Origin of the sequence: Saccharothrix sp. BKS2 (assembly GCF_047689505.1) — a bacterium.
GTDB lineage: Bacteria > Actinomycetota > Actinomycetes > Mycobacteriales > Pseudonocardiaceae > Actinosynnema > Actinosynnema lopnurensis.
The window spans coordinates 52,214-78,153 of record NZ_JAUQOL010000016.1 but is presented as its reverse complement, the minus strand read 5'-3'; the positions used below and the strand labels follow the sequence as shown (position 1 = coordinate 78,153).

The window sequence follows — 25,940 nt, the reverse complement described above, 5'->3', positions numbered from 1 at the left end:
GACCAAGGAGCACCCATGAGCGACGACGTCTTCGCCAGCAGCGTCTTCTTCCGGCTGACCATCGCCGACGACGACCTCGGCATGTTCCACACCTGCGAGGGTCTCGGCGCGCAGGTGGAGGTGGAGCAGTACGCCGAGGGCGGCAACAACGGGTTCACCTGGAGCCTGCCCTCGCGCATCACCTGGTCGAACATCACCATGACCCGCCCGGTGACCGGCGACTCGACGAAGGTCCTCAAGTGGTTCAACGAGGTCCTCAAGGAGGCCGACCGCGAGGACGGCGAGATCGTCGCGCTGGCCCCCGACCTGACCCCGATCGTCAGCTGGCAGGTCATGGGCATCATCCCGGTCCGCTGGCAGGGCCCCTCCTTCGACCCGAACCAGTCCCAGGCCGCCGTGGAGACGCTGGAGTTCGCCCACGAGGGCCTCCAGGCGTCCAGCGACGACTGAGGCGCGGGCAGCGGGAGGAGGACCGGACCGTGGCAGCGAAGTTCCAGGCCGGCGTCGCCAAGGCGGGCAAGGCCGCGAAGGCGTACTTCGGCTCCGGCCTCGTCAAGGCGCAGCTGGTGATCATGGAACCGCCGGCCAGGAGCGGCGCCAAGCCGGGTGGGCGGCTGGCCACGGTCAAGTTCCAGTTCAACCCCAACCGGTTGTCCCTGAGCAAGAGCGTCGAGTGGCGGCGCAAACCGGCGCGGATGGCGGGCCAGGCGTCACTGCCGGAGTTCGTCGGCAGCGGCCCGCGCTCGTTGAGCGTGGACGTGTTCCTGGACGCGACCTCCGAGCACGACAACTCGGTGGAGGAGGGGGTGGAGAAGCTGATGATCGCCTGCGTGCCCACGAAGGCCAGCCTGCGCAAGAAGAAGCCCGCCAGCCCGTGGGTGCGCTTCGAGTGGGGCACCGCCAAGTCGGTGTCCTTCGACGGCGTGCTGTCGAGCCTGTCGGTGGACTACTCGCTGTTCGACCCGGACGGCAAGCCGCTGCGCGCCACCTGCTCGCTGTCCATCGAGGAGGCGGGGGCCGACACGCCGGGCCAGAACCCGACCTCCGGTTCGCGCGAGGCCCGGCGCACGCACCGGGTGGTCGCCGGGGACAGCCTGCCGCAGCTGGCCTGGCGGGAGTACGGCGACGCCACCGCGTGGCGGGTCATCGCCGAGGCCAACGACATCGACGACCCCATGGTCCTGGAGCCCGGCAGGGAGCTGCTGGTCCCGGGCACGGTGGGCGGACCGGAGGAGGAGCGGTGACCACGCCGAACGAGCAGGGCGACAACCTCGCCGCCAGCGCGGTGATCAGCGTGAACGGCAAGGAGCTGCTGGACCGGGCGGGCCTCCTGGTCCGCTGCGTGGTGGACGAGAACGTCGGCCTGCCCGACAGCGCGGTGCTGACCTACCGGGACGACAAGCGGGAGCTGCTCCGGGCGGCCGGGATCTCCATCGGCGATCCGGTGGCGGTGTCGTTCGCGACGTCCGCCGTCACCTCCGCCGAGCGCGTGTTCACCGGCGAGGTCACCGGGCTGGAGCTCGACCACGACGGCACCGGGGTGTTCGTCGTGGTCCGGGCGATGAGCCGGGCGCACCGCCTGCTGCGCGGCCGCAAGGTGCAGGCGTTCCGCAACATGTCCGCGTCGGCGGTCGTGCGGAAGGTCGCGCTCGGCGCCGGGCTGACCGTGGGCAGGCTCGACCTCGCCAACGTCACCTACCGGCACCTCAGCCAGGCGGGCGTGTCGGACTGGGACTTCCTCCAGGTGCTCGCCCAGGAGCACGACGCCGTGGTCCGGGTGGACGCGCGGGGACGCCTGGAGTTCGTCAAGCTCCAGCCCGCGAGCAAGGCGCCGAAGGCGTCGGCGGCGGGCGACCCGCACGTGCTGAGGTTCGGTGACAACACCGTGGCGCTGCGCGCCGTGCTCACCGGCACCGACCAGGCCAACGGCGTCGAGGTGCGCAGCTGGGACGTCGCCGCCAAGGCGGCGCTGGTCGCGGTGCAGCCCAACACCCCGAGCCGGACCGTCAAACCCGGCCTGAGCGCGGGCCGGGCGAACGCGAGGTTCCCCACCAAGGCGCCCCTGCTGGTCACCGACACCCCCTACGCCACCCAGGCCGAGGCGACCCGCGCGGCGCGCTCGCTGGAGGCGTCCACCAGCGCCGGGTTCGGTGAGCTGGAGGCCGTGGTCAACGGCAGCCCCCGGCTCCGCGCGGGCGACCCCGTGTCGGTCGCCGACTACGGCGAGGACTTCAACGGCACCTACACCGCGACCGGCGCGCGCCACGTGCTGGACCCCGAGACCGGCTACTACACCACGCTGACGGTCAGCGCTTCCCCCGACCGGTCCCTGGCGGGCCTGGTCGCGGGCGGCAGCGCGCCCGCCCGCGGCCCGCGGATGCCCGGCCTGGCCACCGCGGTCGTCACCGACATCAAGGAGCCCGGCCGGGACCAGCGCGGCTGGGTGCGCCTGAAGTTCCCGTGGCTGGACGACAAGTACGTCACCGACTGGGTCCGCACCGTGCAGTGGGGCGGCGTCGGCGGCGGCGGGGTGTTCAGCCCCGAGGTCGACGACGAGGTGCTGGTGGGGTTCGAGCAGGGCAGCCTGGACCGCCCCTACGTGATCGGCGGGCTCTACAACGGGGTCGACAAGCCCTCGCCGCACGGCCGCCCGCTGGTGGACCGGATGCGCGGCAAGGTCAACCGCCGGTCCGTGGCCGCCCGCAACGGCAACCGGCTGGAGCTGCTGGACAGCCGGGCGCAGTCGGGCCTGCGGCTGGTCACCGGCGACGAGCGGCTGGAGGTCGTGCTCGACGACAAGCTCAACCGGATCGGCGTGTCCGTGCGCGGTCCCCGGGGCGCCGGGGTGATCAGCTCGCTGACGATGGACGCCGCCGGTATCACCATCGACGCGGGGATGGGCGTGCTCACGCTCAAGGGCAGCTTCATCAGGCTCAACTGACCACGTGAGGAGAGTGCCACCATGCCCCCGGTACCCGTCGCCCGACAGGGCGACAAGACCTCCCACGGAGGCACGATCGGCCCGCCGGTCGGCCCCGCGGCGGCCAGGCTGCCCACGGTGCTGGTCGAGGGCAGGCCCGTCGCCGCGGTCGGCGGCGTGCACGCGTGCGTCAAGCCGCCGGACCCCCTGCTGGGGCCGGGCAACCTCGTCATCCCGGACCCGCCGGTCCCACCCCGCACGGTGCTCGTCGCGGGCCTGCCCGTCGCGCTGATCGGGGACCGCACCACGTGCGGGGCCAAGATCGTGCCGCGCCTCGGCACGGTGCAGGTCGGGGGCCTGCTGTGAGCGCCGACTTCGTCGGCCGCGGCTGGGGCTTCCCGCTGCGGGTCGGCCCCACCGGCGGCATCGGCATGGTCGACCGCGACCAGGAGATCCAGGAGGCCATCCGGCTGGTCCTGGGCACCGCGCCGGGCGAGCGCCCGATGCGGCCGGAGTTCGGCTGCGGCATCCACGACCTGGTGTTCGCCGCGGCCGACGGCGCGACCGCCGGGCACGTCTCGCGCGAGGTGCGCGCCGCGCTGGACCGCTGGGAGCCGCGCATCGACGTGGCCGACGTGGTGGTGGCCTTCGACTCGGTCGACGTCGGCACGCTCTACATCGACATCCGCTACACCGTGAAGTCCACCAACGACCAGCGCAACCTGGTCTTCCCGTTCTACACGATCCCGTCCGAGGAAGGGGAGGCCGACTGATGGCGATCCCAGCGCCCAACCTGGACGACCGGCGCTTCCAGCAGTTCGTGGACGAGGCCAAGCGCTACGTCCAGCAGAGCTGTCCGGAGTGGACGGACCACAACGTGTCCGACCCCGGCGTCACGCTCATCGAGACCTTCGCGCACATGGTCGACCAGCTGGTCTACCGGCTCAACCGGGTGCCGGAGAAGAACTACCTGGCGTTCCTCGACCTGCTGGGCGTGCGGCTGTTCCCGCCGACGGCGGCCCGCGCGCGGGTGACGTTCTGGCTGTCCGCGCCGCAGGCGGAGACCGTGTCGCTGCCCGCGGGCACCGAGGTGGCGACGGTGAGCACCGAGTTCGCCGAGGCCACCGTGTTCGCCACCGCCGGGGAACTGCCGATCGTCCCCTGCGGGCTGGCGCGCCTGGTCACCCGCTCGGCGGCGGGCGAGCACGCCGACCGCACGCGCGACCTGGAGGCGGGCCAGGACGTGCCGTGCTTCCAGCCCGCGCCCGCGCCCGGCGACGCCACCCTGTTCGGGCTGAGCGCCGCGGTGCCGAACTGCGCGGTGGTGCTGAGGCTGGAGAGCCGCGTCGAGGGCATCGGCGTCGACCCCCGGCAGCCCCCGCTGGTGTGGGAGGCGTGGGACGGCGCGGACTGGGCCGCCTGCGAGGTCGACGAGGACGGCACCGGCGGTCTCAACCGGCCGGGCGAGGTCGTGCTGCACGTCCCCGGCGGGCACACCACCTCGGTGGTCGCCGGGCACCGCGCGGGCTGGCTGCGCTGCCGGGTCACCGAGCCGGTGCCCGGCCAGCCGTTCTACTCCGGGTCGCCGACGGTCCGCGAGGCCGAGGTCTACACCATCGGCGGCACCACCACCGCCGAGCACGCCGAGACCGAGGCGGACGTGCCGCTCGGCGAGTCCGCCGGCGTGCCCGGCCAGCGGTTCCGCGTGCCCAGGGCCCCGGTGCTGCTCGACGGTGACCCGGTGGTCGTCCAGGTCGCCGCGGGCGAGGGCTGGGAGGACTGGTCGGTCGTCGAGGACTTCGGCGCGTCCGGCCCCGACGACCGGCACGTGGTGCTCGACGCGTCGAGCGGCGAGTTCCTGTTCCCGCCGGCGGTGCGGGAGGCGGACGGGACGCTGCGCCGCCACGGCGCGGTGCCGCCCAAGGGCGCGGCGCTGCGGGTGCCGCGCTACCGCACCGGCGGCGGCCGGTCGGGCAACGTCGCGCGGCGGGCCATCTCGGTGCTGCGCAGCTCGGTGCCCTACCTCTCGGCGGTGGAGAACCGCGAGGCCGCGACCGGCGGCGTGGACGCGGAGACGGTGCCCGAGGCGAAGCTGCGCGCGCCCCAGCAGCTGCGGGTGCAGGACCGCGCGGTGACCGCCGAGGACCACGAGCTGATCGCCCGGCAGGCCGCGCCGTCGCTGGCGCGCGTGCGCTGCCTGCCGGTGGAGGGCGAGGTGGGCGCGGCGCGGGTGCTGGTGGTGCCCGACGCGGTGGCCGACGAGGGCGACCGGTTGCGGTTCGAGCAGCTGCTGCCCTCCGACGAGGTGCTGGCCGCGGTCGCCCGCCGGTTGGACGAGCGGCGCCTGCTGGGCACCCGGCTGGTCGTGGAGCCGCCGCGCTACCAGGGTTTGACGGTGGTGGCCCGGCTCACCGCGACCGACGTCGACCGGGCGCGCGAGGGCGCCCTGGCCGCGCTGTACCGGTACCTCAACCCGCTGCGCGGCGGGCCGGGGGGGACCGGGTGGGGCTTCGGGCGGCCGGTGCAGTTCGGCGAGGTGTTCTCGGTGCTCCAGGCGGTGCCCGGGGTGCGGCTGGTGGAGGAGATCCGGATGTTCCCGGCGAACCCGATCACCGGGGCGCGCGGCACACCGGTGGACCGGCTGGAGGTCGCGCCCAACGCGCTGGTGTTCTCCCACCAGCACCAGGTCGTGGTCGGTGCGCCGTGACCAGGGCCGCGCTGCCGGAGCTGCCGAGCAGGCACCCGCTGGGGGAGATGCTGCCCGCGCTGTTCGCGGAAGACGACCTCGCGCAGCGGTTCACCGCCGGGCTGGACGCCGTGCTGTCGGCGGTGCTGTCCACGCTGGACAACCTGCCCGCCTACCTGGACCCGGCGCTGGCGCCGGAGGACTTCCTGGCGTGGCTGTCGTCGTGGGTGGCGGCCGGGCTGGACCCGGCCTGGCCGGAGCCGCTGCGGCGCGCCCTGGTGCGGCGGGCGGTGGAGCTGCACCGGCGGCGCGGCACGGTGTCCGGGCTGGTGGATCGGCTGGAGCTGGCGCTGGGGGTGCGCGCGGAGGTGGCCGACGGGCCCGGGGTGGGCTGGTCGGGCACGCCCGACGGGCCGCTGCCGGGTCCGGCGGTGGGGGTGGTCGTGGTGCGGGTGTGGGCCGGGTCGTCCGGCCCGGTGGACCGGGGTCGGGTCGAGGCGCTGGTGGAGGCGGTGTGCCCGGTGCACGTCAGGTGCGTGGTCGAGGTGCTGGAGGGGCCGCCCGGGGGTGAGGGGGGATGACCGTGCGCTCGTGCCCCCAGTGCGGGGCGTCCGTCCAGGACGGCGACGAGTTCTGCGGCAACTGCGGGACCTACCTGGGGTGGTCGGCGGGTGGGGTTGATCGGGTTGCGGGGGACGACCGGGCTGTGGGGGACAACCAGGCTGCGGAGGCCGACAGGGCGGCGGGGTCCGACCGGGTTGCAGGAACCGACAGGGCTGCGGAAGCCGACCGGGCTCCAGCGGACGACCGGGCGGCGGAGGGCCTGGCCGCCGTGCAGGACCTGGTCGCCGGGCGGACCCCACCGGTCGAGGACCTCCTGGCGGGCGGCGTGGAATCGCTCTCGGACGGTGCGCGGGCGGGTTCGGCGGCCGGTGTCGGACCGGCGGTCGGGGAGTCGGCCGCCACCCGGCCGGGCCTGTGGGCCCGCTGGCGGGCCTGGGTGCGGTCCCGGTTCGGGAAGGACCCGGGGACGACCGCCGACCAGGGCACCGGAGCCGCGTCCGTGCCGACGGACTCGGCGGACGCGGCCCGGGTCCGGACGGGCGCCGGGTCGGCGGCCGTGGTCGCGGCGGGGCCCTCGGACGTGGTGCTGGGACCGGTGCTGCCGGGCCGGCCGGAGGCCAGGCGCCCGCTGCCCAGCACCGGCCCCGGGGTCGCGGTGGACGGCCCGCCGTGCCCGGTGTGCGGCACCACCAACCCGCCGGGCAGGCGGTTCTGCCGCCGGTGCGCCACCCCGCTGCTGCCGGCCGGACCGGCGGCGCGGGCCGCGCGCCGCCGCGGGCGGCCGCGGCGGCGAGGCGACACCTCCCGGTGGTTGCGCAGGCTGGCCGCGCTGCTCGTGGTCGCCGCGCTGGTGGTCGCCGGGGTCCTGTTCGCCCCGAGGGCGGTGGGGCTGTTCGAGGACCTGCGCGACCGGCTGGCCAAGCCCGCGCCGATCGCGCCCGCGCGCACCTCGGCCACCGTCGAGGTGCCCGACCACCCGGCCGCCGCCGCGGTGGACGGGCTGTCGAACCGGTACTGGGGCGCGCCCGCCGTGGGCGACGCGGTCGAGTTCACCTTCGACCGGCCGTTCCGGCTGCTGTCGGTGGTCGTGCACACGGGTGCCTCGGCGCAGCCCGAGCAGTTCCGCGAGCAGGCCCGGCCCACCGCCCTGGACGTGGTGGTGACCAGCGCCGGCGGTGCCACCCGCACGATCGCGGTGGCGCTGAACGACCAGCCGGGCCCGCAGCGCACCGACACCGGCATCAGCGAGGTCGTGGCGGTGCGCCTGGTCGTGACGTCCGCCGCCGGGTTGGGCGCCGGCCGGCACGTCGCGCTGGGCGAGGTCGAGTTCTTCCGCCGCCCGTGACCGCGGTCGGCGCGCAGGGGTTGACGCAGAGGGTTGACGCAGAGGGTTGACGCACGGAGGGAGCACACGTGGACATCGCAGTGGTCACCGGCTCGGCCGGGCTGGTCGGCGGCGAGGCGGTCCGGCGGTTCGCGCCGAGGTTCGACCTGGTCGTCGGCCTGGACAACGGGATGCGGCAGGAGTTCTGCGGCCCGGCCGGGTCGGTGGCGCGCGGCCTGGCCGAGGTCCGGCGCGTCGAGAACTACCGGCACCACGCGGTGGACGTGCGCGACCAGGCGACCGTGGACGAGGTCCTGCGCACCCTGGGCGCCGACGTGCGGCTGGTGGTGCACGCGGCCGGGCAGCCGAGCCGGGCGTGGTCCGCCCGGCAGCCGCTGGTCGACTTCGCGGTCAACGCGGTGGGCGCGCTCAACGTGCTGGACTCGGTCCGGCGGCACTGCGGCGACGCGGTGTTCGCCCTGGTCTCCGCCACCCAGGTGTACGGCGACGTGCCGGACGCGCTGCCCCTGGTGGAGACCGCGACCCGGTGGGAGCTGGACCCGGCCCACCCGTTCCACGAGCACGGCGTGGACGAGTCGATCCGGCTCGACCGGGCCGACCGCGCGTTCCTCGGGGTGTCGAAGCTGTCGGCCGACCTCGCCGCGCAGGAGCACGGCCGCCAACTGGGCATGAAGGTCGGCGTGTTCCGGTGCGGCAGCGTCACCGGTCCCGGCCAGGCGGGCGTGCCGGAGCACGGCTTCGTGTCGCACCTGGTGCGCAGCGCCGTGCGCGGGGTGCCCTACCCGGTGGTCGGCCACGGCGGCAAGCAGGTGCGCGACGTGCTGGACGTCCGCGACCTGGTGGACGCGCTGTGGGAGTTCTCCCTGGACCCCCGACCCGGCGAGGTCTACCACCTGGGCGGCGGGCGGGAGCGCGCCGCCTCGGTGCTGGAGCTGATCGCCCGCTACGAGCACCTGACGGGCGTGGAGGTGCGGTTCGACTACTCGTCCCGGCCCCGCTTCGCCGACCCCCGGTGGTGGATCAGCGACACCCGCAAGTTCCGGCGCGACTACCCGGGCTGGGCTCCCGCGCACGACCTGGACGACGTGCTGTCGACCCTGCACCGGCACTGGAGCGGGGTGCAGGAGGTCGTCGCCCCGGGGTGAACCGCGCCGGGGTGCGCGAGGGCGCCAACCTTGCGCAACTCCGGGAACACCCCCTTGACCAGGGGATCTTGCGGGGTGTTGAGTGATCGGCGGGCCCCTCTCCGCGCCCCCTCCACGCCGTCCGGGCTTCGTGAAGAAGTTTTGTAGACGCGTTTGAGAGCACGTGAAGCCACGCCTTCCACACTCGAAATCGGGGAAGCGGATCTGTGGGAGGCAGCGGTGGAACGAGTGCGGGTCGTCGTCCAGTCGGCGGATCACCTGAGCATGGCCGGCTTGACCAGCTACCTCGGCTCGCGGGCCGAGATCGTGGTCCTGGAGTGGGACCAGCGGGCGCGCGCCGACGTGGTCGTGGTCGCCGTCGACCGGATCGGCCCCGAGGTGCTGGCGGCCCTGCGCCGGGTCGCCGCCGACGCGGCCGCGCCGATGGTCCTGGTCCTCGACGAGGTGGGGGAGAAGGACGTGCTCGCCGCCGTGGAGTGCCGGGTGGTGGCCATCCTGCCCCGCAGCGCCGCCACCGGGGAGCGGGTGCTGCGCAGCGTCCTGGCGGCCGCCTCGGGCGGTGGTGTGATGCCGCCGAGCCTGGTGGCGGAGCTGCTCAAGCACGTGGAACGCCTCCAGCGGGAGCTGATCTCGCCGGACGCGAGCGTGCCGAAGCTGACGCCGCGCGAGGCGGACGTGCTGCGGTTGATGGCCGACGGCCTGGACACCGCCGAGATCGCCGGCAGGCTGTGCTACTCGGAGCGCACGATCAAGAACGTCTTCTACGGGTTGACCACCCGGCTCAACCTGCGCAACCGGCCGCACGCGGTCGCCTACGCACTGCGGAAGGGGATGATCTGAAGTGGACGAGACCCTGGTGGCGGAACGGGACCGGGCCAGGCTGCGCCGGGTGGTGGACCAGGTGCGGCGGGGGTTGAGGGGAGCGTCCGGCGCGCGTGGTGGCCGGTCGGAGACGGGCTGGGTGATGTCGGCGGACGGCGTGATCGGCGCTCCGGCGGGGGACGAGTAGACACCCCTGCCCGGGGGTGAACCGGGGGTGCGCCGGGGGTGCGCCGGAGGGCCGCGCGGTGGGGACGCGGTCCAACCGCCCCCGGAAGCCGTGCCCGGTGCCGGCCGTGTCAGGTGCCCGCCGGGCCAGGTGCCGACCGCGTTCGGGACCGGCCGGGCCGACCCGGCGTCAGCCGACCCGGGCGGTGGCCCGACGAACGTCCCACGCCGCGCCCAGGTCGCGGTAGAGCCCGACGGCTTCGCGCAACGCCACGCCGGCCTCCGACCCGCGCCGACCCCGGGCCAGCAGGACCGCGCGGTCCTCCAGCGTCTGCGCCAGCTCGAACACCCGCCCCACCGAGCGGTAGTGCGAGGCGACCTCGGCGAGCCCGTCCGGGTCCTCCGCCAGCACGCAGCGGCAGCGCCGCGCGGCGGCGGCCGCCCTCGCCTCGGTCGACTCCCGCGCCGCCTCGGCCTCGCACGCCTCCGCCGCGGCCCGCGCCGTCGCCCGGTCGCCACCGTCCAGCGCGATCCGGACCAGCTCGGGCAACCACTGGTGCCGCAGCATCATCTGCGCGTAGCGGGTGTCGAGGATGCCGCCCAGCAGCTCGATCGCCTCGGCGTGGTTCCCGTCCCGGTAGGACGCCGTGGCCCGCGCCACCACCAGGAAGTCGCAGTTCTCCCGGTTCGCCGCGGTCACCATCGGCACCGTGAGCCCGGCGTGCAGGTGCCGCCTCAGCGCGAGCCCGTCGTCGCGGTGCGCGGCGATCAGCGCGGCGACGCCGTGCAGCAGCACCAGCCCGCCCTCCCGCAACCCGAACCCGGTGATGCCGGAGTCGTCCCCGAGCACCGCGCCGAGCCGGTCCACCGCCTCGTCCCACCCGCCGAGCCAGAACCGGTGCACCGACGCGCCGACCTGGAGGGCCGCCACGGGCGCGCCGTGCCCGGCCACCTCGAACGCCAGCCGCAGCGTGTCGGTCGCCTCGTCCAGCCGGTCCAGGCACTGGAGCGTGAACACGCGGTTGTCCAGCAGCACCAGCCTCAGGTCGGTCAGGCTGAGGTCGGTGCCCACCACGTCCAGCGCCCGGTCCAGGTAGCCGAGCGCGCTCACGTAGTCGCGGCGGGCCGCGTCCACCTGCCAGAGCACCTCCAGGGACTGCCCGATGGCGAACGGGTCGGCCCCGCGCTCGCCCGCCTCGATGGACTCGCGCGCGCTCGCCGCCGCCGCGTCGAGGTCGTCGAGCCCGGCGCGCTGCACCAGCGCCTGCAACGACAGCAGCCGGGCCCGCCACGCGTCCGGCAGCACCGGATCGGCCAGCGCCTCCCGCAGCGAGGCCAGCGCCTCCTCCGGCCGCGACGCGCGGAAGGGCCCGTAGGCCATCGTCCACCGCGCCTCGGCGATCCGGTCCGGGTCGCGCAGCCGCGGCAGGGCCCGCCGGGCGTGGTGCTCGGCCTCGACGTCGCGGCCGATCCGGAACAGCACGGTGCTCAGGTGCGCGCGCAACGTCGCGGCGTGCTCGTCGGGCACCGCCGTGGACCGCAGCGCCCGCTGGAGCAGCTCGACCGCCACCAGCGGCGCCTCGTAGACCAGCGCGGGCGCGCGGGCCAGCAGCCAGTCCACCACCCACGACCCGGCGTCGCCGGGCGCGGCCAGCAGCTGCTCGGCCACGTGGTCGACCGGCGCGCCGGCCCGCGCGAGCGCCTGCGCGGCCTGCTGGTGAAGCGCGTTGCGCAGCGCCGCGGGCGTGCCCTCGTACAGCGCCTGCCGCAGTACCGGGTGCCGGAAGGCGATGCGGTGCCCGGCGTCGCGCAGCACCCCCGCCGCGGCGGCGTCCTCGAACGCGGGCACCAGTTCCGGCACCGGGCGGCCCAGCACGATCGCCAGGTCGTCGATCGCGAACTCACCGCCCAGCAGCGCGGCCCACCGCAGCACCTCGCGCGTCGGGGTGGCCACGAAGTCGAGGCGCCCGCCGACCGCCGACACCAGCGATCCCGGCGCCCGGTCGAAGGCGTGCTCGCGCGCCTCGGCCACCCCGGTGCCGACCACCACGAGCCGCTCGCGCAGCAGCGCGTCCGCGACCTCGCGCACGTACAGCGGGTTGCCGCCCGCCCGCGCGGCGATCTCGCGCAGCCCCGGTCCGGGCGGCGCGCCGACCAGCCCGGCGACCATGCCCGCCACGTCCGCCTCGCCCAGCGGCGCCAGGTCCAGCACCGTGCCGCCGACGGACTCCGCGACGCGCCGGAGCCGGGCCACCTCCGGCCGGTTCGGCACCGGCCGCGCCGAGCCCACCAGCAGCAGCGGCAGGCGCCGGGTCAGCCCGCCGAGCCGGTGCCACACCTCGGTGCTGCCCTCGTCGGCCCACTGGAGGTCGTCCAGCGCCAGCACCAGCGGCCCGTCCGCGCAGAGCTGCTCCACCAGGGCGACCAGCCGGTCCACCCCGCCCGTGACCGGGTCGCCGTCCGCGAAGATCGACCCGACCGGCTGCCGCTCGCGCAGCGCCCGCGCCACGGCCGCGCGCCGCGGTTCGGTGGCGGTGGTGTCGACGCCCAGGGCGTCCTGCGCGAGCCGGAGCGGGAAGCGGCGGTCCAGCTCGTCGGCGACGGCGTGGGCGACGGGGTGCCCGGCCGTCCCGACCCGTGCCAGCACCGCGGCCAGCAGCGCCGACTTGCCGATGCCCATCTCGCCCTCGACCCACAGCGCCCGACCGCGCCCGGCGGACAGCTCGTCGACCGCGCGCGCGACCTCGGCCAGTTCCGCGTCGCGACCGACCAGGACCGGCTCGTCGACCACGGCGGCGGTCGTCGGCTCCGGGTGGTGGGGGAGGACGTGACCGGTCGTGGACGCCCGCGGTGGCGCGGTGCGCGGGGCGGCGGGCCCACCGCCCGTGCCGGTGAGCACCAGCCGCTGCGCGGCGCGCAGCCCCGGTCCCGGTTCCACGCCCAGCTCGGCGGCCAGCACCCGGCGGGCGTCGCGGAACACCTCCAGCGCCTCCGCGCCGCGCCCGCTGCGGTGCAGGGCCAGCACCAGCAGCTCGCGCGCCCGCTCCCGCAGCGGCTCCTCGACGACCAGCGCGCCGAGCCCGGCGATCACGTCGGTGTGCGCGCCGACCGCCAGGGCGGCCTCGGCGCGCAGTTCCCGGGCGGTGGTGCGCTCCGCGGTCAGCTCGCGCCGCCGGGTCTCGGCGAACGGCCCGCTCAGACCCGCCAGCGCCTCGCCCCGCCACAGCTCCACGGCCGAGTCCAGCGGGTCGAGCGCGGCCTCGGCGTCGCCCTCGGCCAGCCGGCGCTGCCCCCGCGCGCGCAGCGCCCGGAATTCGGCCAGGTCCGAGGCGGCCGGGTCCCAGCGCAGCCGGTAGCCCGAGCCGGTGGACTCCAGCAGCCGCGAGGCCACCCCTCGGGTGCGGTCGGGCTCCAGGGCCTTGCGCAGCAACGAGATGTAGGTGTGGACGCTGCCCTCCGCGGTGGCCGGCGCGTCCTGCCCCCAGACGCCCGCGACCAGTTCGTCACGCCGCACCACCAGACCCGTGCGCAGCGCGAGCATCGCGAACACCGCCCGGGGACGTGCCGAGCCCAGCGGCACCTCCCGGTCCCCGACCCACGCGCGCACCGGCCCCAGCACGTCCAACCGCAACGACGTCATCCCGTCCCCTCCCCAAGGCTCCCCGATCACGCGGTGCGCCCCGCTCCCGCACCGCGACCGCCCTCCCGTCCCCGCCGCGCCCCCGCCCCTCCCCGAAGTCCCTCAGGCGGCGCGGCACAACCACGCCGCGGCCCGCCGCGCGTCCCACTCCGCGCCGAAGCCGCGGTAGAGCGCCACGGCCTCCTGCGCCGCCGCGGCCGCCGCCCCGCCGTCACCCAGCCCGCCCAGCAGCACGGCGGCGTCCTCCAGCGACTCGGCCAGCTCCACCGGCCGCCCCGCCCCCCGGTACCGCGCCGCCGCGTCGAGCACCGGGGCGGGGTCGCGGTCCACCAGTCCCCGGCAGCGCAGCGCCACCGCGACCGCCCGTGGGTCCGCCCGCGCCCGCTCGACCGCGCGCGCGGCCAGGTGGTGGTCGTCCGCCAGCAGCGCCAGCCGCGTCAGCGAGGGCAACCAGGGGTGCTCGGGCGCGATCCGGTGGGCGGCCAACACCCCGGACAGCGCCACGACCGCGTCGTCCACGCGCCCGTCGCGCTCGGCGAGGGCGGCCTCGGCGGCGGCCAGGTAGTCGTCCAGGAACTCGTCCCGCTGCCCGGCCGCGACGCGCAGGTGCCGCAGCGCCACGTCCACCCGGTCCTGGCGGGCGGCGATGAGCGCGGCCACGCCGTGCGCGGGCGGCACGGGCCCCCGGTCGCGCGGCCACGGACCGGGCGCGGGCTCCCGGTGGGCGTCGACCAGGTCGAGCGCGTCCGCCCAGCGCCCGCGCCAGTAGTCCTGCGTCGCGGCGGCGTGGTGGGGCCGCGCCACGCGCAGCAGCCGGTCGGCCTCGGTCAGCCGGTCGAGCTGCCGGAGGGTCAGCACCTTGTCGCCCACCAGGTCCGCGTGGACCTCCGGCTCGACCGCGACGGCCAGGGCGAGGTCGACCTGCCGCAGCGCCTCCGGGTGGTCGCGGTGCGCGGTGGCGATCCGCCACAGCCCGCGCCGGGCCTGGGCCGCGGCGAAGTCGTCGCGCACCTCCCGCGCCAGCCGCAGCGCGCGGTCCGCGGCGGCGCTCGCCTCGTCGCCGGGCAGCACGCCCGCCGCCAGCGCCTCCAGCCGCGCCCGCCAGACCGGGGGCGTGCCGGCGTCGGCGAGGGCGGCCCGCAGCACCTGCGCGGCCTCGGCGGCGCGGCCCTCGCGGTGGTGCGAGGCGGCCAGCACCCAGCGCGTCTCGGCGACCAGGTCGCGGTCCCGGGCGCGGGCCAGCGCGTAGCGGGCGTCGGCCTCGGCCCGGCCGCCGAGCCGGAACACCAGGCGCGCCAGCCGGGCGGCGAGCCGTTCCCGCGCCCCGGCGGGCACGTCCGACCGCCCGAGGACCGAGCGCAGCACCGCGATCGCCAGGTCCGGGTCGCGCGCCGCGACCGCCTCGGCGTTGGCGGTCAGCCAGTCCACCACCCACGGGTCCACGGCGGTCGGCGCGGTCGCCAGCTGCCGCGCGACCAGCTCGACCGGTGAGCCGGCCGCGGCCAGCGCCTCGGCGGCCCGGCGGTGCAGCGCGGCCCGGACCGCGGCCGGGGTGCCGCGGTAGAGGGCGTGGTGGATCAGGTGGTGCCGGAAGGCGAACTCGGCGCCCGCCTCGACCAGCACGCCCGCCGCCGTGGCCTCCTCGACCGCGGCGACCAGCTCGGAGACCGGCCGGCCCGCCACGACCGCCGCGTTCCCGGGCGCGAACCGGGTGCCCAGCAGCGCGGCCCGGCGCAGCAGGTCCAGGGCGTCCGCGGACAGGAACGCCAGCCGCCTGGTCAGCGCGCCCACCAGCGACGTCGGCATGTCCTCGCCCACCAGGTCCGCCTCGGCCACGCCGTCGCGGAACTCGACCGCGTTCTCCCGCAGCAGGGCGTCGACGACCTCCCTGAGGTAGAGGGGGTTGCCGCCCGCGCACCCGGCCACGCGGTCCAGCCCCTCGCCCGGCGCGGCGCCCACCAGCCCGGTCAGCAGCGCGGTCACCTCGTCCTCGGCCAGCGGCCCCAGGTCGACCAGGACGCCGGTCCGCACGACCGCGCGCCGCACCCGCGCCACGTCGTCGCGGTGCGGCACCGGCCGCGCCACCGCGACCAGCAGCAGGGGCAGCCGGTGCGCCAGGCGCAGCAGCCGGTGCCACAGCAGCACGCTGGCCTCGTCGGCCCACTGGAGGTCGTCGAGCGCCAGCACCAGCGGGGTGTCCGCGCACAGCTCGCCGACCAGCTCCACCAGGCGGTCGATCGCGGTCAGCACGGGGTCGTCCGGCGCGGGGGAGTCGCCGGCCGGGTCGAGCAGGTCCCGGGCCAGCCCGACCCGGCGCGGGTCGGCCGAGGTGACCGACACGTCGAGGGCGTCGAGGACCACCCGGAGGGGGAAGCGCCCGCCCAGCTCGTCGGCCGCGGCGCGGGCCACGCGGACGCCCGCGTCCGGCGCGCCGGCCAGGGCGGTGGTCAGCAGCGACGACTTGCCGATACCGGGTTCGCCCTCCAGCCACGCGGCGCCGCCGCGCCCCCGGCCCACCTCGGACACCGCGCGCCGCAGCAGGTCCAGCTCCCGGCGCCGGCCGACGAAGGGCGACAGCGCCGGCCGCGGCGGTGGGGTCGGGTGCGCCCGGGGCCGCGGCGCCCGGTGCGCGGCCACGTCGCCGTCGAGCACCCGGCGCTGGACCTCGCGCAGGACGTGGCCGGGCTCGATGCCCAGCTCGGTCGCCAGCACGTGCCGGGCCCCGCGGAACACCTCCAGCGCCTCGGCCTGCCTGCCGCCCTGGTGCAGCGCGGTCATCAGCAGCGCGTGCAGGCCCTCCCGCAGCGGGTGCTCCACCACCAGCCCGGACAGCTCGGCCACCACGTCGGCGTGCCGGCCCAGCCGCAGTGCCAGCTCGGCGTGCCGCTCCACGGCGGCCAGCCGCAGCTCGTGCAGCCGCGACCGCTGCGCCTCGGCGAACCGGCCGGGCACGGCGAACAGCGCCTCGCCCTCCCACAGCGCCAGCGCCGCGCCCAGCTCCGCCGCGGCCCGCTCCGGGTCGTGCCGCGCCAACGCCTCCGCCCGCTCGCGGTGCCGGTCGAAGCGGTGGACGTCCAACCCGTCCCGGTCCAGCCGCAGCGCGTAACCCGCCCCGGTCGAGGTGAGCACCACCCCGGCCGACCGCTTGGACCGCTCGGGCTCCAGCTCCCGGCGCAGGCCCGAGACGTAGGTGTGGAGGCTCGCCCCGGCGCTCGCGGGAGCCGCGTCGCCCCACACGCCGTCGATCAGCTCGTCCTTGGAGACCGCCTCGTTCGCGCGGAGCGCGAGCAGGGTGAACACCGCCCGCCTGCGCGCGGTGCCGAGGTCGACCTCCGCGCCGTGGCGCCAGGCGCGCACCGGGCCCAGCAACCTGACCACCAGCGACGCGGTCGTGCTCATCGACATCGGATCACCCCTTTCGTGGAAATAGGGGCCGGGTGGCGTGCTCTTGCTGATGGCGTACCTGCTCCGCTGTGCGCCGGTTGCTATCGAGGATGTGCCCGTTCGGCCACGTTATCACGGGAACGGATCGGGAAGAATGCTCACAACCTGCGTCTCAAAAGGAGGTTTCCGCAGATCAAATCCGTGTGTTCGGAAGTCCGGCCCGGTCGCGGCGATACTCTCGACGATAGTTTTACAGAAAACTCATCCGATTCCCCCGGGCTTGGAATCGGTAGGATGACCGTTTGACCGGGCACCTGCGGGAGATTGTCGGAATGGCCCCGGAACACCGGTTCGCGGGTGCCCCGACCGCGCGTCGCGCCTGCTCGAACGCTCGGTCGAGGCGATCGTCGGCGGCGACTCCACCACCCGGGTGGATCGGCGCGGAAGTCGGCGGCGGCGGCCACCTCCCCCGGTACGATCCCGCGCCGGGGAGCTTCGGGGGGAGCGGTCATGGGGCGGGATGTCCGGATCAGGGTGCTGGGGCCGTTCGAGGTGGAGACGGCGGACGGGCCGGTGGAGGTGCGGGGGCGCCTGCGGGTGCTGCTCGCCTCGCTCGCGTTCTCGGCCAACGAGGTCGTGCCGGTGTGGCGGCTGCTCGACCACGTGTGGCCGGGCGAATCACCGCAGGACCTGCGCAACGGGGTGCAGTCGTTGGTCAGCAGGTTGCGCCGCAAGCTCGGTCCGGGTCTGGTCGAGACCGGCGAAGGTGGTTACCTGCTGCGCGTCGACGCCGAGCAGCTCGACCTGCTGCTGCTGAGGGAGTTGGTAGCCTCGGCGGCGCGGGCGGCGCGCGACGGCGATGGCGCGCGCGAGTCGGCGTTGCTGCGGGAGGCGGTCGCGCTGTGGCGGGGCGGGCCGCTGGAGGACGTCGCCTCCCCGGCGCTGCGGGCCGAGGCGGGGCCGGCGGTCGCCGAGCTGTGGTTCGCCGCCCGCGAGCGCGTCCTGGACATCGCCCTGGCGGAGGGGCGCGAGCACGAGGTGATCGCCGATCTGCGCGACCTCACCGCCCGGCACCCGTTGCGCGAGTCGCTGTGGACCAGGCTCATGCTCGCCCTGCACCGGGTCGGGCGGCGCGCGGAGGCGCTGGAGGCGTACCGGCGGGTGTCCACCTCGGTGCGCGACGAACTCGGGCTCGACGTCGCCCGCGCGACGGCCGACCTGCACCGGGCGATCCTCGCCGACGACGAGGCCCTCGGTCCGGCGCCCGCGATCACCACCGCGGTGCCCCGGCAACTGCCCGCCGGCGTGCGCGGGTTCGTCGGCCGTGCGGAGGAGCTGACCGGTCTGGACCGGCTGATCGGTTCGCCGTCGACCGGCCGCGGCGCGCCGCCGATCGTCATCTCCGCCATCGACGGCACGGCGGGCATCGGCAAGACCACCCTGGCGGTCCACTGGGCGCACCAGGTCGAGCAGCAGTTCCCGGACGGGCAGCTGTACCTGAACCTGCACGGCTACGGACCCACCCCGCCGGTGGACGCGGCCGACGCGCTCGACGTCCTGCTGCGCTCGCTCGGCCTGGCCGCCGACCGGGTGCCGCAGGACACCGACGAGCGCGCAGCGCGGTGGCGCACCGAACTGGCCGCGCGCCGCGTCCTGGTCGTGCTGGACAACGCCCGCGACAGCGCCCAGGTGCGACCGCTGCTGCCGGGCAGCGGCTCGGTGGTCGTGGTCACGAGCAGGCGGAGGCTGCGCGGCCTGTCCGCCCGGGAGGGCGCTCACCACGTCACCCTGGGCCTGCTCTCGCCCGCCGAGGCGCTGGAGCTGTTCGCCGACAAGGTCGGCGCCACCCGCGTGGCGGCCGAGCCGGACGCCGCCGCGGCCATCGTGGAGCTGTGCGCGCGGCTGCCGCTGGCGGTGCGGCTGGCCGCCGACCACGCGGCCCGGAACCCGGAGTGGCCGCTGGCGTCGCTGCGCGACGAACTGGCCGGCCGTCGCGATCGGCTCGACGTGCTGTCGGCCGGCGACGACACCGACACCGACCTCCGCTCCCTGTTCGACTGGTCCCACCGCGCGCTCGACGCGGACGCGCGCGCGATGTTCGACGTGCTCGGGCTGCACCCCGGCGAGGCCGTCGGCAGGCACGCCGCCGCCGCGCTCGTCGACGCGACCCCGGGCGAGGCCGCGGCCGCCCTGGGGCGACTGGTCGAGGTCAGCATGCTCCAGCAGCGGTTGCCCGACCGGTACGAGTCGCACGACCTGCTCAAGCAGTACGCCCGGGACAGGGCCCGGACCCTGCCCGGCGCACCCGCCGCCGTGTCCCGCCTCATGGCGTTCTACCTGCGCACCGCGGAACTGGCCCGCTCCCGCATCAGCGCGGTGCCGCACCGGATGCGGGTCACCTGGGACCTGCCCGGCGCGCACACCCCGGACCTGGTCGACCACCACGCCGCCGTGGCCTGGTTCGACCGCGAACACGACACGATCGCCCACCTGGTCCTCGGTGCGGAGGACCACGGCCTGCACGACCAGGCCGCCACCCTGTTCCAGCTCTCGTGGCACCACCTCTACATGCGCGGGCACTGGCGCCGGATGGCCCTGATGGGGGAGGCCGCGGTCCGCAGCGCCGTCGTGGCGGGAGACCTGTTCCTCGAGGGCAAGTGCGCCAACGGCGTGAGCACGCCCTACGGCCACCTGGGGCGCGGTGACCGCCAGGTCGCCTCCTGCCTCGCCGCGCTCGCCATCTTCGAGGAACTGGGCGACGTCCACGAGCAGGCCACCTCGCTGCTCAACCTCGGTTCCGCCTACAACGGCATCCGCCGCTTCGGCGAGGCCGTGGAGCCGCTGCGCCGGGCCGCGCGTCTCTACGAGCGCTGCGGCGAGGAACTGTCCGTCGGCATGGCCCGCAACAACCTCGCGGACTCGCTGGTCGGCCTGGGCCGGCTCGACGAGGCCCGCGAGCCCGCGGTCGAGGCGTTGCGCACCTTCCGGCGCGGCGGGGAACCGGCACGGGTGATCTCGGGCCTGGAGACGCTGGCCGAGATCAGGGCGGCCTCCGGCGACCACCACGCCGCCATCGCCGGCTACCGGGAGGCGGTCGCCCTGGTGGACGAGATCCACGTGACCAGGCTGGCCGTCCCGTTGCGCGTGCGGTTGGGGCAGGAACTGGCCGCCGTGGGTGAGGTCGCCGAAGCGCGGCACGTGTGGCGCGAAGCCCACGAGCGCGGCTTGGCGAGCGGCGACCAACCTTCCGCCGACCAGGTCCGGGCGCTCCTGGCCGCCCACCGCTGACACCACGCCGGTCGCGCGAACAGCGCGGTGTCAGCGCCGTGCCGGCACCTCGCCCCCGATCCTCCCTAACGTTCCCCTCGAACGGTTCGGACCGAGGATCTACCAAGGGGAGGAACACATGCGTTTTCGCCGCACCGCAATCCTGCTGGGCGCGATGTCCGCGCTGGTGTCGACCTTGCTGACGCCCGGCGCCCAGGCGTCACCGCCGTCGGCGTCGGCGACCTACTGGCAGAAGTGCAGTCCCGTGAACGACGAGGCCAACAGGCACATGGGCACGCTCTGCATGGACGTCAAGGGGGCGATCGGTACGCAGGGGGTCGTCGGCATCGGCTACTGGCACGCCAACGGCGTGCAGAAAGCGGTCGACCTCGGCATCACCTACGTGGGCAACCCCAACCCGCCGCTGGTCGTCTACCGGGGTGTCGTGGGTGCCGGTGGCAACACCGGCACCCACACCCGCTCCAGCCACATCGGCTCGGGCTGCGTGGCCTACCCGGTCATGTGGTTCTCGTCCGGCTCCGGGATGGTCCGCCGCACCGGCAGCTGCGTGCACGTCTTCTGACCCGTGCGGGGGGCTCGGGGACGACGTGGGGGGTGTCGTCCCCGAGCCCCCGTGCGGCACCATCAGGGCGCGGTGCGGTAGCTCTCGGTGTAGTAGTCGCCGAGGCGGGCGCGGAACTCGTCGGCGTCGAAGGTGTCCGGGTCGTACTCGGGCCCGCTGGTCACCTGCTCCTTGGTCCGGTCGACGTGGATCATCCTGCCGTCGTGGTCGATGCGGGCGACCGCGCCGACCGGCAGCACCACCTGGTGGCTGGTCAGCCAGGTGCCGGTGTCGACCAGCAGGCAGTCGGCGGGCACCCGGGCGTTGGCCTCGTCCACCTTGCCGATCCGGCCGTCGACCGCCTCGACCTCGTACCCGAGCAGGCCCACGTCGGGGCGGTCGCGGTCGCCGACGGCCTCGTTGCGGGTGTCGAGGATCGCCACCGCGTCGCGCCAGATCCACGGGGCGAACGGGAACGGGTGCGGCTCCATCGCAGTCATGGTCGTCTCTCCTTCGTGCGGTGACCGGACGCCGGCCACCGGGAGGTGGTACCCGTTCCGGCGATCATGGGAACCCGCTCCCGGGGGATCGGCGGGTGCGATCCGGTACCGGGGGCGCCTGCTAGGCGCCCCGGCACAGGTCGTGGACCTCGGGCAGGGGCCGGAAGCCGGCCGACGCGTAGGTGGCGACGGCGCCGACGTTGGAGCTCGGGGTGCAGACCAGTGCGCTCGACGAGCCGAGCTCCCGGAGCGCGGCCGCCGCGGCGACGGCGATCGCGTGGCCGTGGCCGTGGCCGCGGTGGTCCCGGTGCACGCCCATCGGTTCGAGCAACCCGGGCCTGCCCGGACCGGCCGACCACACCGTCACCGCCGCCACCGCCTCACCCCGGTCGTCGCGGGCGACCAGGCACCGGGCCGACGCGTACGCCGGTCCGGCCGCCATCGCGCGCCAGCGCTCGTCGGTGAACGTCGACCTGTCGAACGACGCCCGCTGCACGGCGGTCCGCACGGGCGCCTGCTCCGGCCCGACCACCTCGATCCGCAGGCCCGGGTCCTCCACCGGCTCCGCGAGGTCGCGGCGCAGCGGCGTCCACGGCTCGTCGGTCCGCCAGCCCTCCTCGAACAGCAGGTCCCGGACCAGGGCGTCGGCCGGCGCGTCGACGTAGACCCGGCCCGGCACCAGCACGCCGCGCGCCGGCTCGGCCACGTCCTCGACCACCCGCCGCGCCAGCTCCTCGTCCCGCCGGGCGTCCGGCGCGGTGGTCAGCCGCAGCAGCTCGGGGTCGTCGAGCAGCCCGACGGCGAGGATCCGCCCGTCCCGGCTCCAGGTCCGGACCGCCGCGGCCGTCGCCTCCGCGCCGAACCGCCGGAACCAGCCCAGGTCGCCGGGGTGCAGCTGCGCCGGAGCCCCGTCGTGCTGCCACTCGCGCAGCGCGGCCAGGGCGCCGCTCGGCCCGTCGGCCCCCGGCTCGTCCAAGGTGATCGCCATACCCGGGATTCCACACCACCGCCGGGTGGCGCTCAGCGGGTGGTCGGCTCGGCTCGTCCGGGGTCCGGCCGGACCCACCGCCACACCGAGGGCGGGCGGCCGCCCCTGGGCAGGGCGGCGGCGTGCTGGGCGGTGCGCTCCAGGCCGGGCACGCGCTCCATGGTCCGGCCCAGGTTGGCGGGGTAGGGGCGGTCGCCGGTCAGGGACTCGGTGACGTCCAGGGCCTGCGCGGTGGTGAACTCGGGCCCGAGCAGGCCGGCGGTGAACCCGACGTCGCGCCAGAGGCGGTCGGCCAGGATCGGGCGGCAGTCGGCCACGATCCGGTCGTGGTCGAAGGCCAGCGGCGGCACGTCGGCCAGCGGCGTCCACGTGGTGGGGCCGCCGGTGAGCCGGCCCGGGTCGACCGCGGCCCACAGGGCGATCGACAGCGTGGGGCCGCGCGGGTCGCGGGAGGGCTCGTCGAACGTGGTCAGCTGGCCGGAGGCGGTGACCGCCTCCTCGGGCACGCCGAGCTTGTCGCGCACCGCGCGCCGGGCGGCGTCGCGCAGGCGCTCGCCCCGGCCCAGCAGGACGCCGGGCAGGGCGAGCTCGCCCGCGAACGGCTCCTGGGCGCGGTGGGCGACGCCCAGGAGCACGGTGCGCGCGGTCGGGTCGAAGCGCAGGGCCAGCACGTCCACCGACACCGGGGTCGACTCGATCATGGACCGATTGTCGCGCACGCCCGCACCGCGTAGCGGTCCCGGTCCGGGCCGCTGCCGGTGACCAGCACGGGCCGGCGCGCCTCGAACCAGGCCAGCGGGTCCGGCAGGTCCTCGGGCGCCGCGCCGCGGCGGGGCACGACCTTCAGCCCGGTCGCGTCCAGGTGCGTCACGGCCAGCCCGTCCACCCCGCCGCACGCGGCCACGGCGTACTCCAGCAGCTCCGCGTCCAGGTGGCCGGCCCGCCACGCGCCCTGGTAGTGGCCGGTGGCGTTGTGGCGCTCGGGGAACCGGGCCGCCACCGCCGGGTCCTCGGTCGGCAGCGGCCCGGCGCCGTGCCGGGTCTGGTAGGTCCGGGTCACCCCGACGACCGCGGCCGGGCGGCCGCCCAGCAGCTCGCGGGCGTTGTCCGGGGTGGTGGTGGACCAGGTGGTGTGCGGGTGGAAGCCGTGGTGCTGGTCGAGCAGCACGCCCTGCGCGCCCTCGAACACCAGCCGGCCCCGCCCGGCCAGCCGGCCCACCTCGTCGCCGCGGGTGATCCGGACCGCGTCGGCGAAGTCGCGGTAGAGCGACACCAGCTCGGCCACCGACGTGCCCGACCCGATCAGCGGCTCGTAGAACCGGGCCAGCGCGTCGAGCTTGCGCCGCAGCGCCGCGGGGTCGGCGCAGTCGCCGACCCGCGGCGCCGCGCCCGGCGCGCCCAGGACCTCCTGGTGCTCCACGACGTCGCCGGGGCGGGCGCCCGCCAGCAGCGAGTACCAGACCGTCTCCCCGATGCCCTTGCCGCACGAACCGTGCCGCGAGCGCCCCCGGGCGTCCTCGCGGGCGCGGTTGGCGCGGATGTGGAACGGCGTGGTGAGCAGCGCGCCGGCGTCGACCGACAGCAGCCCCAGCGGGTCGGGCACCCCCAGCCCGGCCAGTTCCCGCGACTCGCCGGCCAGGGCCATCGGCTCGACCAGCACGTGCCGGGACAGGTGGGTCGGCACGCCGGCGAGCGTGCCGGACCCGAACTGGCTGAACGTGTGGTGCCTGCCGTCCGCGACCACGTTGTGCGCGGCCTGCGCGCCACCGTTGAAGCGGACCACCGACACCGTCTCGCGGTCGTGGCACAGGGCGTCGACCACCGCGCCCTTGCCCTCGTCGCCGAACCCGAGGCCGACGACCACCACGTGCCCGTCCACGCCGTTCACACCCGCTCCGCTCACGTCAGGGTCACGTCGTCGGGACCGTCGAGCGCCGGGGGCGTGGCCGACCTGGTCAGGGTCTTGCCGCCGACGCCGACCAGCGCCTTGCCGACCGCCGCGCTCTCCGCCGCCGACCCGATCTCGGCCAGGTCCACCATCGCCTGGTCCAGGTCGACCACGCGCTCCTCCAGCCCGATCGTGGCGGCGATCAGCTCGCACACCGCGCCGGGGTCGTCGAGCTTGAGGAAGCGCTGCCCGAGGACGCCGCGCCAGTGCTCCGCGATCTCCGGGTCGTTGTAGTAGGCCGACTGGTTGGGCAGCACGTAGTAGACGTGCCAGCGGCGCTCCAGCTCCCGGTAGACCGAGACCGGGTCGATGTCCTGGTGCACGTCGTCGCCGATGATCCTGCGGATGTGCCGGGCCTCCAGCCGGGGCTTGTTCAGCTCGTCGCCGATGAGGAACAGGTAGCCCTTGCGGCCGCGCTTCTGCCAGGCGTCGGTGACCACGTGCCGGGCCACGAAGTAGGCGGCCAGCTCGTACGACTCGCTCTTCTGCCCGCCGCCACCGCCCTCCAGCAGGATGGTGCGCAGCTGCTCGTCCATCCGGTTGTCCGACTCGAACTGCCCGACCTGGAGCGGCACCCGGTCGCTGTCGGCGTCACCGATGCCGCCGAACATCAGCTGCGGGTCGGTGAGGTAGCCCTTGCGCTGGATGAGGCCGTGCAGCTTGCCGAGCTTGGTCTGCATCACCTTGGGCACCCGGCCCATCGAGCCGGTGACGTCGAACAGCACCGCGATGGGCGTCGAGTCGGCGTGGTCGGCCGAGTCGCGGCACTCGCGCACCGCGTCCTTCGGGTCCAGCGACGGGTCGGCCCGCCACTCGCTCCTGGGCTTGCCGCGCATCGCGGCGGTGTAGCCGAAGTCGTCGATGCCCTTGGCGGCGCGGAAGGTCTTGGCCGCCGCGTAGGCGTTGTCGTCCCACTTGCCGTGTCCCACGGTCATGCTCCTGTCGGGGTAGGGGGGAGGGCGAACGGGCGGAAGGTCCGCTCGCCGTAGAGGTCTTCGAGCAGGTCGTCGTACTCGGTGAGCAGGTCGGCGGCGTCGGGCCGCCGGGCCGGGTCGTCCTGCGCGCACCCGCGGGCGAAGGCGCGCTGCCGGGTCTCGTGCTCCGCCAGCACCCCCAGCATCAGCGCGTGTGCCATGTGGACGTCGGTGGCGGCGGTGACCGGCTGTCCGAGGTGGACCTCCGGCGGGTAGTCGACGGTCCTGCCGGTGGCCAGCGGTCGCTGCCCGCTCTCGACCGCGAAGGACCAGCCGACCAGCACGACGCCGTGCTGCTCGGGGTGGACCAGGACGTTCTCGGCGACGACCGCGCCGTGCACCAGGCCGATCCGGTGCGCGCCGGCGAGCGCCCGCAGCAGCCTGCGGTGCATCCACGCCCAGTCGCGCCCGTCCAGGCCGCCCGGGAACGCCCGCCGCACGTCCGCGAGCGTCACGAACCCGTCCACCAGGGGTTCGAGCACGGTGAACGCGCGCTCGCCGCGGGCCACCGGGCCGGAGCGGTCGACCAGGCGCGGGTAGTAGGGCCGCAGCCACCGGTGCTCGTCGGTGAACCGGGCGAGCGCGTCCAGCGCGTCCCACTCGGCGTGGGCCAGCGGGTTGAGCGCCGGGTTGCGCACCACCTTGACCACGTGCGGGCCGTCGGTGAGGTAGGTGTTCGCGACGCTGCCCACCGCGTGCAGGGCGGTGATCCGGTAGGCGCCGCGGTCGGTGCGCAGCTCGACGGACGTGCCGCGCCGCCACTCGTCGTGGAGCCTGGTCAGCTCCGCGGACGCGGCGTGGGCCCTGGTGTCGGCGGGCCCCACCCGGTCGGGGTGCAGCACGGCGGTCAGCGCCCGGTACAGCCGCTGCGCCTCCCGGTGCCGGGCGGGGTCGACGGGACCGAACAGGTCGGCCGCCGAGGTCGCCCGCTCGACCCGGTCGAGTGCTTCCTGCCTGGTGAACATGGTTTGAGTCTATACGACTCAAACCGGGGTTCGGGGTGGAATACCGGTGTGTGCTGGGTCACGTG

At 75.8% G+C, this 25,940-nt stretch carries 21 protein-coding genes; 13 read left to right on the top strand and 8 right to left on the bottom strand.

The window, feature by feature from the left end; all coding sequences use genetic code 11:
• Window positions 1-15: 15 nt before the first annotated feature.
• The 11 genes from Q5530_RS30320 to Q5530_RS30270 all read left to right on the top strand — a co-directional run bounded on the left by Q5530_RS30320 (window position 16) and on the right by Q5530_RS30270 (window position 9,669).
• On the top strand, window positions 16-450 hold the full coding sequence (locus Q5530_RS30320; RefSeq protein WP_415366247.1) for a phage tail protein: 435 nt from the start codon (window positions 16-18) through the stop codon (window positions 448-450).
• A 29-nt stretch (window positions 451-479) separates the two neighbouring features.
• Complete coding sequence (locus tag Q5530_RS30315; RefSeq protein WP_415366246.1) at window positions 480-1,244, top strand: LysM peptidoglycan-binding domain-containing protein; 765 nt, start codon at window positions 480-482, stop codon at window positions 1,242-1,244.
• Window positions 1,241-2,941 (top strand): VgrG-related protein, encoded by a 1,701-nt coding sequence (locus Q5530_RS30310; RefSeq protein WP_415366245.1) that lies wholly within the window; start codon window positions 1,241-1,243, stop codon window positions 2,939-2,941. The genes Q5530_RS30315 and Q5530_RS30310 overlap by 4 nt, the downstream gene beginning before the upstream one ends.
• 21 nt (window positions 2,942-2,962) lie before the next feature.
• A complete protein-coding gene (locus Q5530_RS30305) occupies window positions 2,963-3,286 on the top strand; it encodes a PAAR domain-containing protein (protein ID WP_415366244.1) in 324 nt (107 codons plus the stop codon).
• Complete coding sequence (locus Q5530_RS30300; protein ID WP_415366243.1) at window positions 3,283-3,693, top strand: GPW/gp25 family protein; 411 nt, start codon at window positions 3,283-3,285, stop codon at window positions 3,691-3,693. Before Q5530_RS30305 ends, Q5530_RS30300 begins: the two co-directional genes overlap by 4 nt.
• Window positions 3,693-5,627 carry a putative baseplate assembly protein gene (locus Q5530_RS30295; protein ID WP_415366242.1) on the top strand — a complete coding sequence of 645 codons (1,935 nt, stop codon included), beginning with the start codon at window positions 3,693-3,695 and terminating at the stop codon, window positions 5,625-5,627. Before Q5530_RS30300 ends, Q5530_RS30295 begins: the two co-directional genes overlap by 1 nt.
• Window positions 5,624-6,187, top strand: a complete 564-nt coding sequence (locus tag Q5530_RS30290; RefSeq protein WP_415366241.1) for a phage tail protein — start codon at window positions 5,624-5,626, stop codon at window positions 6,185-6,187. Before Q5530_RS30295 ends, Q5530_RS30290 begins: the two co-directional genes overlap by 4 nt.
• Window positions 6,184-7,515 carry a zinc-ribbon domain-containing protein gene (locus tag Q5530_RS30285; protein WP_415366239.1) on the top strand — a complete coding sequence of 444 codons (1,332 nt, stop codon included), beginning with the start codon at window positions 6,184-6,186 and terminating at the stop codon, window positions 7,513-7,515. The genes Q5530_RS30290 and Q5530_RS30285 overlap by 4 nt, the downstream gene beginning before the upstream one ends.
• 68 nt (window positions 7,516-7,583) lie before the next feature.
• On the top strand, window positions 7,584-8,660 hold the full coding sequence (locus Q5530_RS30280) for an NAD-dependent epimerase/dehydratase family protein (protein ID WP_415366238.1): 1,077 nt from the start codon (window positions 7,584-7,586) through the stop codon (window positions 8,658-8,660).
• A gap of 219 nt (window positions 8,661-8,879) precedes the next feature.
• Window positions 8,880-9,500, top strand: coding sequence for a response regulator transcription factor (locus tag Q5530_RS30275; RefSeq protein ID WP_415366237.1), 621 nt, complete (start codon window positions 8,880-8,882; stop codon window positions 9,498-9,500).
• A gap of 1 nt (window position 9,501) precedes the next feature.
• The gene (locus Q5530_RS30270; RefSeq protein ID WP_380638493.1) at window positions 9,502-9,669 is read left to right on the top strand and encodes a hypothetical protein; all 168 of its coding nucleotides are present in this window, start codon (window positions 9,502-9,504) and stop codon (window positions 9,667-9,669) included.
• A 168-nt stretch (window positions 9,670-9,837) separates the two neighbouring features.
• Here the strand turns inward: Q5530_RS30270 and Q5530_RS30265 are convergent, their stop codons facing one another.
• Window positions 9,838-13,287 (bottom strand): BTAD domain-containing putative transcriptional regulator, encoded by a 3,450-nt coding sequence (locus tag Q5530_RS30265; RefSeq protein WP_415366236.1) that lies wholly within the window; start codon window positions 13,285-13,287, stop codon window positions 9,838-9,840.
• Window positions 13,288-13,389: 102 nt separating this feature from the next.
• A complete protein-coding gene (locus Q5530_RS30260; protein ID WP_415366235.1) occupies window positions 13,390-16,686 on the bottom strand; it encodes a BTAD domain-containing putative transcriptional regulator in 3,297 nt (1,098 codons plus the stop codon).
• Window positions 16,687-17,181: 495 nt separating this feature from the next.
• Between Q5530_RS30260 and Q5530_RS30255 the strand changes: the two genes are divergently transcribed.
• Together Q5530_RS30255 and Q5530_RS30250 are read left to right on the top strand one after the other, a co-directional pair.
• Window positions 17,182-19,959 (top strand): BTAD domain-containing putative transcriptional regulator, encoded by a 2,778-nt coding sequence (locus Q5530_RS30255; protein ID WP_415366234.1) that lies wholly within the window; start codon window positions 17,182-17,184, stop codon window positions 19,957-19,959.
• Between the two features lie 118 nt (window positions 19,960-20,077).
• Window positions 20,078-20,521, top strand: a complete 444-nt coding sequence (locus tag Q5530_RS30250; RefSeq protein WP_415366233.1) for a hypothetical protein — start codon at window positions 20,078-20,080, stop codon at window positions 20,519-20,521.
• 62 nt (window positions 20,522-20,583) lie between these two features.
• On the opposite strand, the gene Q5530_RS30245 is transcribed toward Q5530_RS30250, so the two are convergent.
• From Q5530_RS30245 to Q5530_RS30220, 6 genes are all read right to left on the bottom strand, one after another.
• A complete protein-coding gene (locus Q5530_RS30245) occupies window positions 20,584-21,000 on the bottom strand; it encodes a PRC-barrel domain containing protein (protein WP_415366232.1) in 417 nt (138 codons plus the stop codon).
• 121 nt (window positions 21,001-21,121) lie between these two features.
• On the bottom strand, window positions 21,122-21,988 hold the full coding sequence (locus Q5530_RS30240; RefSeq protein ID WP_415366231.1) for a GNAT family N-acetyltransferase: 867 nt from the start codon (window positions 21,986-21,988) through the stop codon (window positions 21,122-21,124).
• 32 nt (window positions 21,989-22,020) lie between these two features.
• Window positions 22,021-22,689, bottom strand: coding sequence for an NUDIX domain-containing protein (locus tag Q5530_RS30235; RefSeq protein WP_415366230.1), 669 nt, complete (start codon window positions 22,687-22,689; stop codon window positions 22,021-22,023).
• A complete protein-coding gene (locus Q5530_RS30230) occupies window positions 22,686-23,891 on the bottom strand; it encodes an adenylosuccinate synthetase (protein ID WP_415366229.1) in 1,206 nt (401 codons plus the stop codon). Before Q5530_RS30230 ends, Q5530_RS30235 begins: the two co-directional genes overlap by 4 nt.
• Window positions 23,888-24,871 (bottom strand): hypothetical protein, encoded by a 984-nt coding sequence (locus tag Q5530_RS30225; RefSeq protein WP_415366228.1) that lies wholly within the window; start codon window positions 24,869-24,871, stop codon window positions 23,888-23,890. The genes Q5530_RS30230 and Q5530_RS30225 overlap by 4 nt, the downstream gene beginning before the upstream one ends.
• Window positions 24,868-25,875, bottom strand: a complete 1,008-nt coding sequence (locus Q5530_RS30220; RefSeq protein WP_415366226.1) for an adenylate cyclase — start codon at window positions 25,873-25,875, stop codon at window positions 24,868-24,870. Before Q5530_RS30220 ends, Q5530_RS30225 begins: the two co-directional genes overlap by 4 nt.
• Window positions 25,876-25,940: the final 65 nt, after the last annotated feature.